General features: G+C 31.1%; 12 protein-coding genes and 3 rRNA genes. All 15 read left to right on the top strand.

Going from position 1 to position 21,045, the window contains the following annotated elements:
• The first annotated feature begins 4 nt into the window (after positions 1–4).
• The 15 genes from AACK85_RS03710 (at position 5) to AACK85_RS03640 (ending at position 21,034) form a co-directional block, all read left to right on the top strand.
• Entirely contained in the window at positions 5–1,060 is a 1,056-nt protein-coding gene (locus AACK85_RS03710) for a hypothetical protein (RefSeq protein WP_338969419.1), read from the top strand.
• Positions 1,061–1,077: 17 nt separating this feature from the next.
• Positions 1,078–1,821 (top strand): RNA methyltransferase, encoded by a 744-nt coding sequence (locus AACK85_RS03705; RefSeq protein ID WP_338969418.1) that lies wholly within the window; start codon positions 1,078–1,080, stop codon positions 1,819–1,821.
• A gap of 39 nt (positions 1,822–1,860) precedes the next feature.
• Positions 1,861–3,276 (top strand): NADP-dependent glyceraldehyde-3-phosphate dehydrogenase, encoded by a 1,416-nt coding sequence (locus AACK85_RS03700; RefSeq protein WP_338969417.1) that lies wholly within the window; start codon positions 1,861–1,863, stop codon positions 3,274–3,276.
• 83 nt (positions 3,277–3,359) lie between these two features.
• Positions 3,360–4,535 (top strand): hypothetical protein, encoded by a 1,176-nt coding sequence (locus AACK85_RS03695; protein WP_338969416.1) that lies wholly within the window; start codon positions 3,360–3,362, stop codon positions 4,533–4,535.
• A 1,129-nt stretch (positions 4,536–5,664) separates the two neighbouring features.
• Positions 5,665–7,188: ribosomal RNA gene (locus AACK85_RS03690) — 16S ribosomal RNA — on the top strand.
• Between the two features lie 267 nt (positions 7,189–7,455).
• Positions 7,456–10,361 (top strand): 23S ribosomal RNA (locus AACK85_RS03685).
• A gap of 105 nt (positions 10,362–10,466) precedes the next feature.
• A 5S ribosomal RNA gene (rrf, locus tag AACK85_RS03680) occupies positions 10,467–10,574 on the top strand.
• Together the 16S, 23S and 5S rRNA genes form the textbook arrangement of a ribosomal RNA operon.
• Positions 10,575–10,949: 375 nt before the next feature.
• A complete protein-coding gene (locus AACK85_RS03675) occupies positions 10,950–12,146 on the top strand; it encodes an acetate kinase (RefSeq protein ID WP_338969415.1) in 1,197 nt (398 codons plus the stop codon).
• 109 nt (positions 12,147–12,255) lie between these two features.
• Positions 12,256–14,340 (top strand): formate C-acetyltransferase, encoded by a 2,085-nt coding sequence (pflB, locus tag AACK85_RS03670; protein WP_338969414.1) that lies wholly within the window; start codon positions 12,256–12,258, stop codon positions 14,338–14,340.
• Between the two features lie 16 nt (positions 14,341–14,356).
• Positions 14,357–14,605, top strand: a complete 249-nt coding sequence (locus tag AACK85_RS03665) for a glycine radical domain-containing protein (protein ID WP_338969413.1) — start codon at positions 14,357–14,359, stop codon at positions 14,603–14,605.
• A gap of 61 nt (positions 14,606–14,666) precedes the next feature.
• Positions 14,667–15,416: a pyruvate formate-lyase-activating protein gene (gene pflA / locus AACK85_RS03660; protein WP_338969412.1), complete on the top strand. Its 750-nt coding sequence runs from the start codon at positions 14,667–14,669 to the stop codon at positions 15,414–15,416.
• A gap of 35 nt (positions 15,417–15,451) precedes the next feature.
• Complete coding sequence (adhE, locus tag AACK85_RS03655) at positions 15,452–18,058, top strand: bifunctional acetaldehyde-CoA/alcohol dehydrogenase (protein ID WP_338969411.1); 2,607 nt, start codon at positions 15,452–15,454, stop codon at positions 18,056–18,058.
• 720 nt (positions 18,059–18,778) lie between these two features.
• Positions 18,779–19,108: a hypothetical protein gene (locus tag AACK85_RS03650; protein WP_338969410.1), complete on the top strand. Its 330-nt coding sequence runs from the start codon at positions 18,779–18,781 to the stop codon at positions 19,106–19,108.
• A gap of 75 nt (positions 19,109–19,183) precedes the next feature.
• Positions 19,184–19,507, top strand: coding sequence for a hypothetical protein (locus AACK85_RS03645; RefSeq protein WP_338969409.1), 324 nt, complete (start codon positions 19,184–19,186; stop codon positions 19,505–19,507).
• A gap of 3 nt (positions 19,508–19,510) precedes the next feature.
• Positions 19,511–21,034: a GmrSD restriction endonuclease domain-containing protein gene (locus tag AACK85_RS03640; protein ID WP_338969408.1), complete on the top strand. Its 1,524-nt coding sequence runs from the start codon at positions 19,511–19,513 to the stop codon at positions 21,032–21,034.
• Positions 21,035–21,045: the final 11 nt, after the last annotated feature.

Here is a 21,045-nt window from a genome sequence, read left to right as displayed (position 1 = left end):
TGTTTTGGGCAAAATGAATGATTATTTAAAAACAAAAGATGAATCATCAACGAATTCTTTCAAAGAAAGAATTCGAGAACTGAAAAAATTAATTAATGATCAAAAAGATGATGCTTCTGTGACAGATGAAAAAAATGAAGATCCAAATTTTGATCCAAAAAGGCCGATTTTAAAATTATATGATGATCCTCCAGAAACTGATGACAATACAAAAAATAAAGAGGATGAATATACTTCATCAAGTAAACTTGTTATGCCAGATAGAGATTCACCGTTTGCTTTGGGCAGAAGAACAGACATATTAAATCGTGCAAACATGATGAAAAGCAATTTCCATGAATTAGCAAATACTCAAAAAGTACGACGTTCTGATGAAATGATTAACGGCATATTAGATCCGATATTAATCAAAAAAATAGAAAAAGAGTTTAAATTTTTAATTGTTAAAAAAACAAATAAAGAGATTATTTTAAAATTTGAAAAATATGGATTTGAATTTATGCATAATATTATAGATGGTAGATATTGAGTTAATGCATTAAAATTTATAGAACCGTATGATACAAAACCAAACAAAATGAATTATCAACATGTTTGAATAGGACAATCATTTATCGCTTATGGTTTTCCAACTGCTCAACAAACTATAGAAAAAATGTATTCCATGATGACATCTGGTCAAACTGGACCATCGTTATTTAGAGATTTTTTAATAGGATATGATTTTAAGGCAAATAGAATTATTTCAGGGAAAAAAGCATATTTAATGGAACATGATGAATATATTAAATTTCAGAAATGATTTACAAAAAATAAAATTCACATTATGGTGAAAACAGATGGTGTTTATGATCAAGAAGATTTCCAACAAGAATATCGTGATCTTAAAGCTATTGGTAAATCGATGACTGCTTTGCAAATTATGAAGGGTAAAATGTTGCCGTTACCAAGAAAAGCATCTTTAATTGTGACAATACCCGTAAAAAACCCAAAATATAAGGGTAAAGATTGAGAAGATCCAACAAGTAAACTTTATAAAATAGGATTTTTATTCACTTAAGAAATGTGAGATTTTAAATGATTGAAAATAAAATATTATCTTCATTAAAAAATGAACAAGTAAAATACTGAACTTCATTAAAACAGATGAAAAATATTAAAAAATTTAAACAATTTATTATTGAAACAAATCATCTTGTAGATATTGCTTTAAAAAAAGGAATTGTTAAAACATTAATTGGTTCAAAAAGTGAACTAGAAAAATATAGTTTTCAAAATAAAATAGAAGTTTCTCAATCAATTATTGAAAAGATTTCTAATGTAAAAACTAGTCAATCTATTTTTGCAATATGTGATTTAATTACAGAAGTATTCGATCCACAAATTGAAAAAATTTTAATGATAGATGACATTCAAGACCCAGGAAATCTTGGAACATTGTTTAGAACTGCAAAAGCATTTGGATTTAATCAAATCGTGATGTCACCGAATACTGTGTCTGTTTATAATGATAAACTATTGCGCTCAACACAAGGGATAATTTTTGCATTAAATTTTTGTTATAGAGATATAGAATTAACAATTAATCAATTAATAGCATCTGGGTTTCAAATTTTATCAACATTTTTAGACGAACAAAGCATAAATTATTTGGAGTTTACACCAAATAAAAAGTTTTGTTTATTATTAGGAAATGAAGGCAATGGATTATCAGATGAATTACGTAAATTAACTGATATAAATGTAACCATAAAAACAAATGACGTTGAATCGCTAAATGTTGCAATAGCAGGTGCTATTTTAATGGCTAGATTTAATTAATTCATTTGTAATAACAAGTAGAAAAAAGGAAGAAAAAATATGGAAAAAATAAAAGCATATATTAATGGTAATTTTATAGATAATGGTTCTTGACTTGATATTGAAAATCCAAGTACACTTTCTATAGCTGGTCAAGTGACTGCGTTAACTCCAACAGATATCGATTTGGCCTTTGAATCCGCCAAAAAAGCACAAATAAATTGAGCAAAAACTCCAATTTTAAAAAGAATAAACGTTTTAAAAAGATTTAGAGATTTATTATTAAAAAACAAAGAATTTATTGCAGATTTGTTGGCTGCAGAAGTTGCAAAAAGTTATAAAGATGGTTTAACAGAAGTTGAAAGAACAGTAGAATTAATAGATTATACGTTCGAAGAAGCAAAAAGATTGTTTCCGCTTGCTCAAACTGGTGAAGAAATGGGGTTTGAAAATAAATTAGGCGTTTTTTATCGAATTCCAAAGGGTGTTGGTTTGGCTATTTCACCGTTTAATTATCCGATTAATTTAGCAGTTGCCAAAATAATTCCTGCATTAGTTAGTGGTAATGGACTTGTATTTAAACCAGCAACACAAGGTTCATTGGTAGGCGCATATATGGGTGTATTAATGCATGAAACTGAATTGCCAAAGGGCTTATTCAATGTTGTAACAGGTAGAGGTCGAGAAATTGGAGATTACTTAACAGCGCATAAATCAATAGATTTTATTTCATTTACAGGATCTGTTGCAGTTGGTAAAAAATTACAAAAAAACGCTTCTACTTCGGATTTGATTTTAGAATTGGGTGGCAAAGACCCAGCAATTGTCTTAGATGATTTAGATTTAGAAAATTATGCAAATCACATTGTAAGTGGAGCGTTCAATTATTCTGGTCAAAGATGTACGGCAATAAAACGCGTAATTACTACAAATAAAATTGCAGATAAATTAATTCCACTTTTAAAAGATAAAGTATCTAAATTATCTGTTGGTATACCTATGGAATCACCTATTATTACACCAATAATTGATTTAAAATCAACAGAATTTGTTCAATCATTAATTGATGATGCAAAAAATTTGGGTGCAACAATTGTTTGCGGAGATAAACGTGAAAAAAATTTGATGCAGCCAACTTTAATTGACAATGTAACAACAAAAATGAAATTAGCATGAGAAGAACCATTTGGACCAGTTTTGCCTGTTATTCGAATAGATGATTTAAAAGAGCAAATAAAAATTGCAAATGAATCAGAATTTGGTTTACAAGCTGCAGTTTTCGGACAAAATTTGTCAGAAACTTTACGTGTTGCAAAACAACTTGAAGCAGGTACAGTAAACATAAATAATAAAACTCAAAGAGGGCCAGATTCTTTTCCTTTTTTAGGAATAAAAAATTCTGGTGTTGGTGTTCAAGGTATTAGAGAATCTCTATTATCAATGACAAGATATCAAGGAATTATAATAAATTATTAATATTTTTTGCATTTTATAAGTTTTGTTGTTATTATATTGTTGTTTAAAGGGTAAATAAATTTAATATAAGGGTTGGTGTTTTAATGCGTAGTTTAAGAATTGTGGGTGGTGTTTTTTCACTGTTTGCAGGTATAATTACTATTTTATCTGTAATTATAATTGTAAAAACTGCTTTAGTTTTTCCTTCTGCTGAACTTTTGGATTCTTTTGTATTAAATAAATTTACAAACGCTGGTTTGTTGTATAAGATTATTAATATTTTAATGCTTATCTTTGCTTCAATTTTAATTATATTTTCTTTTGTTATGTACACAAAAAAATATAAATTAAGTTTGATTGTAATTTCAATGATTATTATTGTTTTAATTTTTGCTGTCAATATTTTAATGTATTTTGTTTATGATATGAGAAGTTATTATGTTGGTAGTGATGCTTATGAAAATTCTTTAATTTTACGTTCATTATCTATTTCTCTTGCATTTGTAACATTTGTGCTTTATTTATTAACAATAATTCTTGAAAATAACAAAAATAAAAATAATGTCAAAGAAAACACGCCAAATCAAATTCAATATGTTCAAACTTCAAATCATAATTTATTAAGAGAAAATGAAGACTCAGTTGATTTACATTCAAAATTAAATAGATTGAGAAGTTCATTAAATAAAAAAGCCAATGAATTTACAGATGATTCGGCAGAAATTTCTAGTGAATCTTCATCTTTAGAAGACTCTGAAAATATAAATTCTTCATCACAAGCAGAAACTATTGTTGTTGATAATGAAAAACAAGCTGTAAATGCTAATTCAAATATTGTAAAAGTGGTTGAAAAACCTCAATTTGATAATTCAATAAAAGACCCATATAAACAAACTATAATTCCGAGACGTTCAGGTGTATCAAATCATTTTGATCGCCCAATTGGTAATACCAAACAAACACAACCAAAAAAAGCCGAACACAAACGCCCAGAATTAATTGATTCTTATAAAAATAAAGTTTTTATTGAAGATTCAGATAGGATTTGAGATGCTTTAAAGCAACAAGAACGTCCAGGAATTAATGTTCCTTTACCTGATGCACAAGTTAACAATATTAATGATTCTGATGAATATAAACGTAATCAAGCAGAACAATTAAATGAAAATACAAATACAAATAATACTTCTATATCACCTAATAATAATGAAACACCTAATAATAATGAAAATACTGATTCGGAAGACTCTCAATTTTCAATTGATTGGGGAGAAGATTAATACTTTAAATAAAAAATAATTTTATTTAAGGTGAACCCCACTTTTGGGGTTCACCTTATTTAAATGTTCATTTTTTAATTGAATAAAATAAGATAATGCATATGTCAATAATAATGGGGTTGAATAAAATTTATAAAAAAATAAAATAGTTTAATTTTTTATATTTTATAGTATATAATGAAAGTGTCATTTTATAAAATATGAAATGGCATAATAAATATGCATAGCAAGTATTTTTTATTTTTTAACGTTGATAATTTTAAAAAGTTATAAGTTTTTGACAAGTCCAGAAGTGTTTGTATTATGCAAAGGAATTTGCTAATATTTAGAAAATTATTAAATTAAGTTTATTCTGATTATCTTGAACTGTTTTCAATAAAAATTTAATGTAAATAATAAAATTTATGTATTAATATTTATAAAAATGAATAAATGTAGTTATGAATTATACGTCATATTAAAAAAATGTTGTTTTAAATATTTTTTTAATATGAACCGTTCTTTTGGTAAATTATTTAAAGCAATTTAATGTTCCATACAAAAGAATGCATAGAAAATTTATAACAAAAAATTAGTTGAATACTTATAAAAATCATCAATTTTATTTTTGATATGTTATTTAAAAAATATAAAAAAGCAATCTAGTCTTTGTCTGTTTTTCTTGTTGTGTTTTAAATGCTGAGTTAATAAAATTCGGATCATTTAAATTAAAAATCTAAAGTTTATGCTTTAGATTTTTTAATTTTGTCTTTAAATATTTGCCTAAATGTTTGCATTTTTAGAATAATTAATCACATTTAAATGTAATTAGTATATTTTTTATAAATAATGTAAAAATAGTTGACAAATAGTAAGTTACTTGTTATTATCTCTAAGTCGCACTTTGAGCACGATGAATATTAGATTTTATTAAGTTATATAAATTTTTAAAAAAGCTTAAATTTTCTATTAAAACGCTTGTATTTATACTTCAAACAGTGTATATTCATTTGTGGCGCTCAAGTTGGCGTAACGATCTTTGAAAACTAAATAGAACAAACAACCAAAATCTTATCAATTTAACATAAAGTTAATTTTTGAGTTTAGGACAATAAAAAAGGAAATAGTCAGTATTAAATCATCATTAAATTTTAATGAGAGTTTGATCCTGGCTCAGGATGAACGCTGGCGGCATGCCTAATACATGCAAGTCGAACGGGGTGCTTTTGCACCCAGTGGCGAACGGGTGAGTAACACGTATCTAATCTACCTTCTTGAGGGGAATAACAGTTGGAAACGACTGCTAATACCGCATAACACTGCATTATGGCATCAGAAGCAGTTGAAAGGTGCGTTTGCACCGCAAGAAGATGAGGATGCGGCGCATTAGCTAGTAGGTAGGGTAAAAGCCTACCTAGGCAATGATGCGTAGCCGAACTGAGAGGTTGATCGGCCACATTGGGACTGAGATACGGCCCAGACTCCTACGGGAGGCAGCAGTAGGGAATTTTTCACAATGGACGAAAGTCTGATGAAGCAATGCCGCGTGAGTGATGACAGTCTTCGGATTGTAAAGCTCTGTTGTCAGGGAAGAATTACTAGAGGAGGAAATGCCTTTAGAGTGACGGTACCTGACCAGAAAGTCACGGCTAACTATGTGCCAGCAGCCGCGGTAATACATAGGTGACAAGCGTTATCCGGATTTATTGGGCGTATAGGGTGCGTAGGCGGCTAGGCAAGTTTGAGGTTAAAGACCGGGGCTCAACTCCGGTTCGCCTTGAAAACTGTTTAGCTAGAGTTCGGGAGAGGTAGATGGAATTCCATGTGTAGCGGTGAAATGCGTAGATATATGGAGGAACACCAGTGGCGTAGGCGATCTACTGGCACGATACTGACGCTGAGGCACGAAAGCGTGGGGAGCAAATAGGATTAGATACCCTAGTAGTCCACGCCGTAAACGTTGAGTACTAAGTGTCGCAATATAACGCGGTGCTGCAGCTAACGCATTAAGTACTCCGCCTGAGTAGTATGCTCGCAAGAGTGAAACTCAAAGGAATTGACGGGGACCCGCACAAGTGGTGGAGCATGTGGTTTAATTCGAAGCAACGCGAAGAACCTTACCAAGACTTGACATCCAGTGCAATGCTACAGAAATGTAGCGGAGGTTAACATTGAGACAGGTGGTGCATGGTTGTCGTCAGCTCGTGCCGTGAGGTGTTGGGTTAAGTCCCGCAACGAGCGCAACCCTTATCATTAGTTACTAACATTTAGTTGAGCACTCTAATGAGACTGCTAGTGTAAGCTAGAGGAAGGTGGGGATGACGTCAAATCATCATGCCCCTTATGTCTTGGGCTACACACGTGCTACAATGGCCGGTACAAACTGTTGCTATCCCGCGAGGGGGAGCTAATCAGAAAAAGCCGGTCTCAGTTCGGATTGAAGGCTGCAACTCGCCTTCATGAAGCCGGAATCACTAGTAATCGCGAATCAGCAATGTCGCGGTGAATACGTTCTCGGGTCTTGTACACACCGCCCGTCACACCATGAGAGTTGGTAATGCCAGAAGTGGGTTGTCTAACCGCAAGGGGGACGCTTACTAAGGTAGGATTAGCGATTAGGGTGAAGTCGTAACAAGGTATCCGTACGGGAACGTGCGGATGGATCACCTCCTTTCTATGGAGAAAGACAATAGCTGTTTTAATGATTTACAGCTAGACTATTTTCGTTCTATTTAGTTTTCAGAGATTGTTAGATTTAACAATCTCTGAAAAAAACTTGTTCTTTGAAAACTGAATATCTAGATGAAAATATAGGAAATAAATGTAAATTTATTTCCAACAATTCTTAATTTTTTAAATTATAGAATGACATCAATTTTGTTATTTCAATATTAATATAAAAAACTAAAATTGTCATCAAATTGCAAATTAGGTTTTTCTCTAAAAAGTATAGTAAGGGCATATAGTGAATGCCTTGGAAAATGGAGCCGAAGAAGGACGTGACTACCTGCGAAAAGCATCGGGGAGCTGGAAGTAAGCTTTGATCCGGTGATGTCCGAATGGGGAAACCCACTACGATTCATCTCGTAGTATCCACAATTGAATTCATAGATTGTGAGAAGGGAACCTTGGGAACTGAAACATCTTAGTACCAAGAGGAAAAGAAAACGAATGTGATTCTGTCAGTAGCGGCGAGCGAAAGCGGAACAGGCCAAACCGGTCTACGGGCCGGGGTTGTAGGACTCTTGTTAGAGTTACAAAGTTTGTGTGTAGCAGAATGTGTTGGGAAGCACAAGCATAGAGGGTGATACTCCCGTATGCGAAACATACAAACCTCGAAAGAGTATCCTGAGTACGGCGGGGCACGAGAAACCCTGTTGGAATCTACCCAGACCACTGGGTAAGCCTAAATACTACCATTTTACCGATAGTGAACCAGTACCGTGAGGGAAAGGTGAAAAGTACCCCGTGAGGGGAGTGAAATAGTTCCTGAAACTATATGCTTACAAGAAGTCAGAGCCCGTTAAGGGGTGATGGCGTGCTTTTTGTAGAAAGAGCCGGCGAGTTGCAATATCATGCAAGGTTAAGTGGAATACACGGAGCCGCAGTGAAAGCGAGCCTTAATAGGGCGTTTAGTATGGTGTTGCAGACACGAAACCGGGTGATCTAGCCATGAGCAGGTTGAAGTAGGGGTAAAACTCTATGGAGGACCGAACCAACGTTCGTTGAAAAGACCGTGGATGACTTGTGGCTAGCGGTGAAATTCCAATCGAACCCGGAGATAGCTAGTTCTCCCCGATATAGCTTTAAGGCTAGCGTCGAGGTTGAGTATTATGAATGTAGAGCACTGAATGTCTGATGGCCCCACCTAGGGGTACTGAATACAATTAAACTCCGAATGTCATAAATATATACTCGGCAGTCAGAACATGGGTGATAAGGTCCATGCTCGTGAGGGAAACAGCCCAGATCGTCAGTTAAGGTCCCTAAGTGTATACTAAGTGTGTAAGGATGTGGAATTGCACAGACAGCTAGGATGTTGGCTCAGAAGCAGCCATCATTTAAAGAGTGCGTAACAGCTCACTAGTCGAGTGATTCTGCGCCGAAAATGTACCGGGGCTTAAGTATACCACCGAAACTACGGATTGTACTTTTTGTACAGTGGTAGGGGAGCGTTCTAAGGGCAATGAAGTCAGACCGTAAGGACTGGTGGAGCGCTTAGAAGTGATTATGCCGGCATGAGTAACGTTTGGGAGTGAGAATCTCCCATGCCGTTTGACCAAGGTTTCCTGGGCAAGGTTCGTCCACCCAGGGTTAGTCGGGACCTAAGGCGAGGCCGAAAGGCGTAGTCGATGGACAACAGGTTGATATTCCTGTACCGATTATAGTGTGATGGAGTGACGGAGAAGGGTAGTGTGTGCCGGCTGTTGGATATGCCGGTCTAAGCATCGAGGCGGTAGTATTGGCAAATCCGTACTGCAACGCTAGAGTGTGATGGGGAGTGAACGGTTCGCCTAGTAACGAAGCGCATGATCTCATGCTTCCAAGAAAAGCTTCTAACTTAATCTATAATCGCCCGTACCTAGAACGAACACACGTGGTCAAGGAGAGAATCCTAAGGCAAGCGAGAAAACTATAGCTAAGGAACTCTGCAAAATAACCCCGTAAGTTCGCGAGAAGGGGCGCTCATTTCGGTGAGCCGCAGTGAAGAGGGAGGGGCAACTGTTTAGCAAAAACACAGCTCTCTGCAAAGTCGTAAGACGAAGTATAGGGGGTGACGCCTGCCCAGTGCTGGAAGGTTAAGAGGAGATGTTAGCTTCGGTGAAGCATTGAATTGAAGCCCCAGTGAACGGCGGCCGTAACTATAACGGTCCTAAGGTAGCGAAATTCCTTGTCAGGTAAGTTCTGACCCGCACGAAAGGCGTAATGATCCCTTCGCTGTCTCGGCTGTAGACTCGGTGAAATTTTAGTACCAGTGAAGATGCTGGTTACCCGCAACTAGACGGAAAGACCCCGTGGAGCTTTACTATAACTTGATATTGAATTTTGGTGTAACGTGTAGAGGATAGGTGGGAGACTATGAAGTGAGAACGCTAGTTCTTGTGGAGTCATCCTTGGAATACCACCCTCGTTACATTGAAGTTCTAACCTAGACCCGTTATCCGGGTCAGGGACAGTGTCTGGTGGGTAGTTTGACTGGGGCGGTCGCCTCCTAAAATGTAACGGAGGCGTTCAAAGGTACCCTCAGCATGGTTGGAAATCATGCAAAGAGCGCAAAGGTAGAAGGGTGCTTAACTGCGAGACTTACAAGTCGAACAGATGCGAAAGCAGGACTTAGTGATCCGGCGGTCCCGTGTGGAAGGGCCGTCGCTCAACGGATAAAAGTTACCCCGGGGATAACAGGCTGATCTCCCCCAAGAGTTCACATCGACGGGGAGGTTTGGCACCTCGATGTCGGCTCATCGCATCCTGGAGCTGAAGTTGGTTCCAAGGGTTGGGCTGTTCGCCCATTAAAGCGGTACGCGAGCTGGGTTCAGAACGTCGTGAGACAGTTTGGTCCCTATCTGTTGTGGGCGTAGGAAAATTGAGAAGAGCTGTTCCTAGTACGAGAGGACCGGAATGGACGCACCCCTGGTGCTCCTGTTGTCACGCCAGTGGCATAGCAGGGTAGCTATGTGCGGAAAGGATAATCGCTGAAGGCATCTAAGCGAGAAGCCTCCTTCAAGATGAGTTTTCCCATTCGAAAGAAGTAAGATCCCATGTAGACCACATGGTTGATAGGATGGGTGTGTAAGCACGGTGACGTGTTCAGCTAACCATTACTAATAGATCGAGAGTCTTTTTAGGCAAGAAAAACCTAAAACATAATTTGCAGTTTGTCTAATATTCAGTTTTCAGAGGATAAGAAACAATAAAGATGATTTATTGATTGTTATGTTCTGTGAAACATAATCTGGTGCTAATAGCATAGTGGTCACACCTGTTCCCATGCCGAACACAGAAGTTAAGCACTATTACGGTGAAAATACTCCTTTGGGGGAAGATAGCGCGGTGCCAGTTTAAAAAAAATAACCTTAGGGTTATTTTTTTTGTTTAAGTTAATATTGTAATTATTTTTATGGATAAATTTTTGTATATTAAATATATTTTTTATTTTAAATATTTATATAAATTCATTTTTTTAAATTAATTAGTATAGAATATTTTTGGATAACTTATATATTAAGAATAATTTTCCAATTTATAAATAAATTATTAAAGCAAAGTATTAATTGATATTTAGACTTTCTTTAAATTAGTAATAATTGATTAACTTAGAATATGCAATTTTTTATTATGATATTTTAATTAAACATTGACAGTATTACAAGTACATTAATTTTATTGTTAAAGTATGTATAAATGAATCTCAATAGTTATAGTAGAGGAAAAAATATGATTTTAATTGTTAACTCTGGAAGTAGTTCAATTAAATTTAAAATGTACGAAAACAAAAACGAACATTTAAATATTTTAGTTGAAGGAATAGCAGAAAGAATAAACGTAGACGGGATATTAAAAATTAAATTTAATAATCAAATATATGAATATAAAGATAAATTAAATGATCACTTATCAGCAGTAGATAGTATTTTGACAAAATTCGAAGAACTAAACATTATTGAAAACATTGATAATATTAAAGGTATCGGTTTTAGAATTGTTCATGGTGGAGAAAAAATCATCAAACCATGCATAATTACTAAAGAAGTTATTGAAATAATTAAAAGAAATATTAAATTAGCTCCATTGCATAACCCTGGTGCTTTAGCTGCAATCACTGCATTTAAACAAACAGTGCCAAAAGCTAAATTAATAGGATGTTTTGATACATCATTTCATACAACAATGCCAAAACATAATTTTCTATATGCAATACCTTATGAGTATTATGAAAAACTTGGTGCAAGAAAATATGGATTCCATGGTATAAGCTATGATTATATAACGTCAAAAGTTGCAAAAATTTTAGATAGAAATGAAAATAATTTAAATTTAATTATTTGCCATTTGGGTAATGGTGCAAGTATAGCGTGCGTAAAAAACGGAAAATCTTATGATACATCAATGGGATTAACTCCTTTAGCTGGATTAGTGATGGGAACAAGATGTGGCGATATTGATTCATCAATAATTGATTTTTTAATAAAAAATACTGAACAAACATTGGATGATGTTTTTAACGTTTTAAATAAAAAATCAGGCTTATTGGGTATAAGTGGTATTTCAAGTGACATGCGAGATATTTGTCAAGCAAAAAATGAAGGTAATGAAAGGGCAATTTTAGCTTTTAATATTTATGCACAAAAAATTGCAGATTATATAGTAAAATATGCAAATTTATTAGAAGGTGAAATTGATGCAATTATTTTTACAGCTGGTATTGGAGAAAATGCAGCAGATGTTAGAAAAGCTGTAATTGATTATATAAAAATTATGAAATTAGATATGGATGATAATTTAAATAATAAAAATTACTATGATTATCTAAAAATAAATAACGATGATTCTGAATATAAAATTTTTAAAATACGCACGGATGAAGAATTAATGATTTGCCAAGAAGTTCAAAAATTCATTACAAATGAGTAGAATCATTATTCTTACATTTTTCTAATAAACATCTCTTTTTAAATAAAATTATCATTTTTTTAAAAAAAATATAAAAATAGGAATAAAATGTTAGCGGAGGTGAAATCTATTGAATAAAAAACAATGAGATGATTTTGAAACTGGAATTTGAACAGAAGAAGTTGATGTTAGAAACTTCATTCAATTAAACTATAAGCCATATGATGGCAATGATTCATTCCTTTCAAAACCTACAGATGCTACAAATAAACTTTGAGAGCAAATTATGAATTTAACAAAAAAAGAAAGAGCTGCGGGTGGAGTATTAGACGTTGACTCGGATATACCATCAACTATAACTTCACACGGTGCGGCTTATATAGATAAAAATTTAGAAAAAGTTGTTGGTTTGCAAACTGATAAGCCATTTAAAAGAGCGCTTATGCCATGAGGTGGCATAACTATGGCTGTTCAAGCTAATGAATCTTATGGATTTACAGTATCAGAACGTGTAAAAAATATTTTTACAGATTATAGAAAATCGCATAACCAGGGAGTGTTTGATGCATATACAACAGATATGCGAAAAATTCGTCGCAGTCACATAGTTACTGGTTTACCAGATACTTATGGTCGTGGACGTATTATAGGTGACTATCGTCGATTGGCTTTGTATGGAACTAATTTTTTAATCACAGAAAAACAAAATGATGCCGCTTTAGTAGATGGAGAAATGACAGAAGCCAAAATTCGTTTACGAGAAGAAATTTCAGAGCAAATAAAAGCATTAAAACAAATTGAAAAAATGGCTGCCAGTTATGGCTTTGATGTAACAGAACCTGCCGCTAATGCACATGAGGCGTTCAATTTTACATATTTAGCTTATTTAGCTGCAATTAAACAAAATAATGGGGCTGCAGAATCTTTTGGGAGAACAGCTACATTTTTAGATATTTATATTGAGCGCGATATTAAAAAAGGAATATTAACAGAAGAACAAGCACAAGAATTGGTTGATCATTTAGTTATGAAACTAAGGATTGTTAAATTTGCTAGAACGCCTGCGTATAATGAAGTTTTTTCTGGTGATCCAGTATGAGCTACAGAATCGATTGGTGGAATGGGTCTTGATGGGCGCACACTTGTAACTAAAAATTGTTTTAGATATATACATACTTTAGCAAATATGGGTCCTTCACCTGAACCAAATTTAACAATTCTTTGATCTAAACAATTACCAGAATCATTTAAAGAATTTTGTTCTAAATATTCAATTTTATATTCATCAATGCAATATGAAAACGATGATATAATGCGTATAACTCATGGCGATGATTATGCTATTGCTTGTTGTGTTTCGCCAATGAAAGTTGGAAAACAAATGCAATTTTTCGGTGCAAGAACAAATTTAGCAAAAACATTGTTATATGCAATTAATGGTGGAATTGACGAATTATCTGGTGAACAGATATCGCCAAGATTTGAACCAGTAACTACAAAAGATGATGAACCATTGGATTTTGATGAAGTATATGCAAAATTTGATAATATGATGACTTGGGTTGCAGATAAATACGTTAACACGTTAAATGTCATTCATTACATGCATGATAAATATTATTATGAAAGTGCAGAAATGTGTTTTTATGACACTAATTTGCATAGATTTTTTGCAACTGGAATTGCTGGTTTATCTGTTGTTGCAGATTCATTATCTGCAATTAAATATGCAAAAGTTTATCCAATTAGAGATAAAAGAGGAATTATTACAAGTTATAAAACAGAAGGTGATTTTCCAAAATATGGAAATGATGATAACCGTGTTGATGATATAGCAAAAACATTAGTTAAAACATTTATGAACAAAATACGTAGTCATGAAACCTATCGAAATTCAGAAGCAACAATGTCTGTGTTAACAATTACATCAAATGTAGTTTATGGTAAATCAACTGGAGATACGCCAGATGGTAGAAAATATCCAGAAGCATTTGCACCAGGTGCCAATCCAATGCATGGACGTGACTGTTCTGGTGCAGTTGCATCATTAGCATCAGTATCAAAAATACCATTTAGGCATGCAGCAGATGGAATATCAAATACATTTTCAATTATTCCGAATGCCCTAGGAAAAGACGATAACTTAGTAATTTTAGGTGACTTTAAAGTTTCTGGAGAAATACCAGAAGAAGCAAAAATTAAAGAACATAAATAAAAGGAGGCATAATAATATGTCACAAGATGTTTCAAAACAACAAATTAATAATTTAAAAAATATGTTAGATGGATACATGAAAAATGGTGGACACCATTTAAATGTGAATGTTTTAAATAGAGAAACTTTGTTAGATGCACAAAAAAATCCAGATAATTATCCTCAATTAACTATTAGAGTTTCTGGATACGCTGTTAATTTTGTTAAATTAACAAAAGATCAACAAGATGAAGTTATTTCTAGAACTTTTCATTCATGTATGTAGTAAAAATAGAGTACTAATAATCAAAAGATTATTAGTTCTTTTATTTTTTTAAACAGTAATTATGAACGCATATTACAATAGTATTGAAACTTTTGGTGCTGTTGATGGTCCAGGAATTAGATTAGTTATATTTTTACAAGGTTGCTTTTTGCGATGTAAATATTGTCATAATCCGGAAACAATTGCATTTACGAAAGAAAAACAAATTTCGGTAAATGAAGTAATAAAATTATATGAAAAAAATAAAAATTTCTATGAAAGTGGTGGAATTACACTTTCTGGTGGTGAGCCAACTGCTCAAATTGAATTTTGCATTTCTTTATTTAAAAAATGCAAAGAGTTAAATATTAATACTTGTTTAGATACAGCTTTTAGTACATTTCATAATATTGATAAAGTAAAAGAGAAATGAATTGAACTTTTGAAATATACAGATATTGTTTTAGCTGATATAAAACATATTGATAATAAAAAACATCTGGACTTAACTGGTAAGCCAAATGAAGAAATACTAATGGCTGTAAAATTTTTAGATGAAAATGGAACAAAAATGTGAATAAGGCATGTTTTGGTTCCCGGTTATACAGATGATAAAGAAGATTTAATTCGATTAGGTCAATTTATTGGTACATTGAAAAATATGGAAAGATTTGAGATTTTACCATATCATAATATGATGATTCCAAAATATAGAAGATTAAATATGAAATTTTATTTAGATGGTGTTATACCACCAACAAAAGAGTATGCTAGTAAATGTAAAGATATTGTAGACTCTGGAATGAAAAGTGTATTGAAAATAATGAATTAAAATTATTATGTCTTTATTGAAATGAAAGGAAAAAAATGGAAAATACGGAAAAAATATTTGAGTTAGCTAGAGAAGCATATCAAGAATTTTTAACTTTAGATCAAAAAATGGTTAATAAAATTTTTAAAGCCGCAGCTTTAGCCGCAAATGAAAATAGAATAGAACTGGCAAAAATGGCTATTGTAGAAACTCATATGGGAATAGTTGAAGATAAAATTTTAAAAAACCATTTTGCAAGTGAATTTATTTATAACAAATATAAAGATTTGCAAACTGTAGGAACTTTTTATAAAAATGAAGCGTTGGGAATTCAAAAAATATACGAACCAATTGGAATAATTGGCGCCGTAATACCGACAACAAATCCAACATCAACAGCAATTTTTAAATGTTTGTTGGCTTTAAAAACAAGAAATGCAATAATTATTTCACCACATCCTGGTGCAAAAAATTGTACAATTGCTGCTGCAAAAATTGTTTTGGATGCTGCTGTTAAAGCAGGAGCACCAAAAAATATTATTGCTTGAGTTGAGGAACCTTCACTTGATGCAACAAATTATGTAATGAAGAATGCAGATATTATTTTGGCCACGGGTGGTCCTGGTATGGTCAAAGCTGCGTATTCATCTGGAGTTCCAGCAATTGGAGTTGGTGCTGGTAATGCACCAGCAATAATTGATGACTCAGCTAATTTAGACATTGCTACATCATCTATTATTCAATCAAATACATTTGATAATGGTGTTGTGTGTGCAACAGAAAATTCAGTTATAATTTTAGAGTCTGTCTATGACAAAACAATTAAATTATTTGAATCAAAAAATGCATATGTTGTCAAAAATGAAGAAGAAAAAAATAAATTTAGAAAAAAAATGTTTAAGGAAGGCAAATATGGTTTATTAGATCCTCAACTTGTAGGTCAAACTGCATTAAGAATTGCCGAACTTGTTGGTATAGAAATTCCAAAAACAACTAATTTTATTTTAGTTGAAACTGAAAAAACAACATACGATGAACCGTTGGCACATGAGAAATTATCAACATATGTAGCTGTGTATAAAGCAAAAGATTTTGATCATGCTATTTCCATGTCAAGAGATTTACTAAAAATGGGACCAGGTCATACTGCCTCACTATGAGTAAATCCAGATAAAGAAAAACAAAAAATAGAAAAATTTAAATCATTAAATCCTGGTAGATTAGTTGTTAATTCGCCAAGTTCACTTGGTGCAATTGGTGATATGTATAATTTTGGTTTGGAACCAAGTCTTACTTTAGGTTGTGGAACATATGGCGGAAATTCATTTTCGCAAAATGTAGGTCCATTAAACTTATTAAATATAAAAACTTTAGTAGAAAGAAGGGAAAATATGCAGTGATTACGTCTACCAGAAAGAATTTATCATAAATATGGTTCATTGGAATTTGCATTTGATGATTTAAAAGAGTGAGAAATAAAAAAAGCTGTTATTGTAACAGACAAAGTAATTAATCAATTATATGGTAAAAGAATTACAGATCAATTAGATAGATTGAAAATTGAATATATGCTATTTGATGGTGTTGAACCAAATCCAATGTTATCAACAACTGAAAAAGGTGCGGAAGAAATCAAAAAATATAAGCCTGATTTAGTTATTGGCTTTGGTGGTGGTTCATCAATGGATGCTGCCAAATTAATGTGATTGATGTATGAAAATGGTGAAGAAAAACTAGATTTTAAAGATTTAGCAGTAACATTTGCAGATATTAGAAAAAGAATTGTTAAATATCCAGCAACAGGCAGAAAAGCAAAAATGATTGCTATTCCAACAACATCAGGTACTGGATCTGAGGTAACACCATTTTCTGTAATTACAGATGATGAAACTCATACAAAATATCCATTAGCAGATTATTCTCTAACACCAAATATGGCTATTATAGATCCAGAATTAACGATGTCAGTTCCAAAAATGGCTACCAATGCACCAGCATTAGATGCACTTACACATTGTTTTGAAGCTTATGTTTCTGTAATGTCTACAGAGTATACAGATGGTTATGCAGTTCAGGGTGCAAAAAATATTTTACATTATTTACCTGCAGCATATCATAATGGAAAAGAAGATAAAGAAGCTAGAAGTAAAGTTATGAACGGAGCCACATTTGCAGGTATGGCATTTGCTAATGCATTTTTAGGTATTGTTCATTCGTTATCACACAAAGTTGGTGGACATCATGGTGTAGTTCATGGAGCTGCCAATGCCATAATTTTACCTTATGTTATTAGATATAATGCGGCATGTGTTATTGAAGGTGGAAAACAAGCTTATTTCTCACAATATACAACGCAAAATTCAATGGAAAAATATGCTAATATGGCAAAAGAATTAGGTTTAAAAGGTAAAAATAACGAAGAACTTGTTGATTCATTAATTGAAGCAGTCCAAAAATTAACAAGTGAAGTTGAACTACATCCTTCATTTAAATCGTATGGTGTTGATGAAAAAAAATTCTTTGACAGTTTAGATAAAATGTCAGAAGAGGCTTTCGATGACCAATGTACTGGTGCAAATCCACGTTATCCATTAATTGAGGATATTAAAGAAATTTATACAAATGCTTATTTTGGAAAACCAATTGAAAAATTTGCAAAATAATATCTAGTGTATAAATATAAAAATATCATTAATTTGTTTTATGTTAAATATATATAAATAACTTTAATATAAAATTCATAAATGTAAATAGGCAAAAAATAAAGAGCATATCAAGTAATGATATGCTCTTTATTTTTGACATGTAAATTATTTACAAATTATAAATTTAAAGTAGACAAACTTATTTAAAAAATAAATTCAAGACATAAAAATATAAATAATTGCTGAATTTTAGTGTATTTTTAAAATATATAGTAAAATCAATTGAGAATTAATATTATTTATAGTTGGAGAAAATATACCTATATTTGTTTATTTTATTATTTTTATATAACAGTATTATTAAATGATATCAAAGATTTTGATGAAGTAAATAAATAGTATGAATTATTTTTTGAAAAAACAAAACCTATCCGTACAACATTTCAAGTTGCAGCTTTACCAAAATAAGCACAAATTGAAATAGAGGCTATTGCAAGTATTTAAAAATTAAAATGACATTTAAAGTAATAGTTATTATTTTTTATGTCATTTCTATTTTCAAATATTATATAAAAATATATTTTTTAATTTATATATTGTAATAGTTTATTGGCATAAAAAATTAATATAATAAAAAATATTTTTTTGACATATTATTGTAAATTAGTAAAATAAATTTATAATAATACAAGATGTCATGCCTATTATGTAAGCGATTTTATTAAGGGGGACAATGTTATGAGTAAAAATAAATATATTGATTTCATGGAGCCACCCAGAGATTGAAAGGATGATGGGAATATTCATTCATTTTTTGCTTTTTTTAATGATAGAAAGATAAAAAATGAGATTTTAATTCCTGTTTTTCAAAGAAATTATTCTTGAAATGATGAAGAGGTTTCAGATTTTACTATACCATTTAAGAAATATTTTGATGCCTTCTTTAAGAGACAAAGTAGAGATATATCATATATTAATAAAAAACGATATGATTTTTTAATTCCTATAAATAATGAAAATACTTTTTTGGGATCTATGTATATTGCACCTAATTTAGATAATGATTAAACTTTATTAATAGATGGTCAGCAAAGAATTACTACTTTTTTTATTTTTTTGTTGTTTCAATGAAAAAAATTTTCAATGAAAAAGCATGAAATTGAATTAGCGATAAAATCAATTTCTGATGAGAGTTATAAAGAAAATTTATTAGAGTTATTTGATTTTTATAATATAAATATCAAAACTTTAATTTTTAAGGACAGAAATCAAACTAACCTGATAGTAGAAAATATTCGTTTTAAAACAGAAAACATTAACGATTATAAGATTTGAGAGTGATTATTAAAAATACTAAACAAAAAATCTATTGATGGTCTAGAACTAGATGATTCAATGAATTTTGTAGATTCAATCAAAAAATTAAAAATTTTAGTAAAAAGTGGAAAGTCAACTCTAAAATTGTAAACATTGGACTCAAATTTATTTAAATGTTTTAAAAATGCAGAGTTTTTCTTTAATGAAATTATAGATGAGATAGAAAATAATAATTGATATAATATAGAATATCTGAAAAAAATTAAAAATTCTGATATAACATTTTTGATTTGTTCTTTTTTGTTCGTTTTTGATTTTTCAAGAAGAATGAATTTTGGTATTTTTCAAATAGATGATATCAAATACATTGTAGAAACCTTTCAAAATATCAATTCAAGAGGTAAGCAATTATCTGCGTTTGACTACTTAAAAAATGAAATATATCAATTAATAAAAGATGATGAAAGTTGCAAATCAAAATTTTCAGTATTGATTGAAGAGATAGAAAATTTAATTGTAAAAACATATGGAAGCGTTGAATCTGCCGATTATTTGTTAGATATATTCAAAAGTATGTATTTAAATACGCTTGAAATTGGTAATGTTAAGGAAGTCAATAAAAGTAACGTTGTAAAATATTATATACACAACTTGTTAAAGAAAAAGTTTTTAAATAATCCAATTACTTTATTAGAACATATTAAAAAGTACTTAGAAAATTATTTAGAAATTTTTCCAAAATCTTATTTTTCTGAATCTGTTTCCAAATTAGATAATGATTATTTAGAAACATTAAATGTATACAAAATGATTAAATCTGCAAATATATCAATTTTAAAAGTAATGCTTGTTGGAATGAAAACTTGTATAGATATTAAAAATGATGGTAAAAATGTTATGGAAATTAATCAACTATCTTTGTTTATTAAAAGATTATCGTATGTTTATATTATTAATTTGAATTTATATAATAAGAGACCAAATTGACATGATAACAAATTGAGAGAAATAATGCATTCTTTTTCTTCGAAATTAAAAATAGATAAAATTAGAATAGAGATAGAAAAAAATCATTTAAATTTAAGTGATGATTATAAAGATTTTTTAGATGTTCTTTTTGAGAAAAAACATTTCAACAAGTTTATAAATAAATTTGTTGAAGTAATTTTAAAACATGTTGATAATGACGAGGAAGAAATACTATTTTTTTCAGATAACTGTATTTCTAAATTTATACTGCAAGATTTCTATTTTTCACAATTGAATGAGGAAAGAGACACATTTCTTAATACAGAATATAATTTAGAGCATTTAATCCCACAAAAAAATAAAGATACAACATTGGAAGAAAAATATAATAAATATGAATTGAAAAAAATCATTTATAGTATTGGCAACATGATTTTACTACCACCAAAATCAAATACTAAAATTAGTAATAAAAATATTAAAGAAAAATTAAAAATTATTTTTGGAGATAAATATAATGTTTCTGTTTTAACAAGTATAGAAGAAAAAGTGTTTGCTAATCAATCAATAAAAGAACTATACAATAAAATTCTAATTAATGAAAATAATAATGATTTAAGCGATTTATCATTTGACAAAAATGAAGTAGATAAACGTGAAAAAATTATTTTAGGAAAATTAATATCATATTCCAAATTCTGAAGTTAAGATTTCTCATT

It is taken from the genome of Spiroplasma endosymbiont of Labia minor, from assembly GCF_964019845.1.
Taxonomy (GTDB): Bacteria; Bacillota_I; Bacilli_A; order Mycoplasmatales; family Mycoplasmataceae.
Note: the sequence above shows the minus strand (reverse complement) of the source record. Positions and strands in the feature narration are given on the sequence as shown.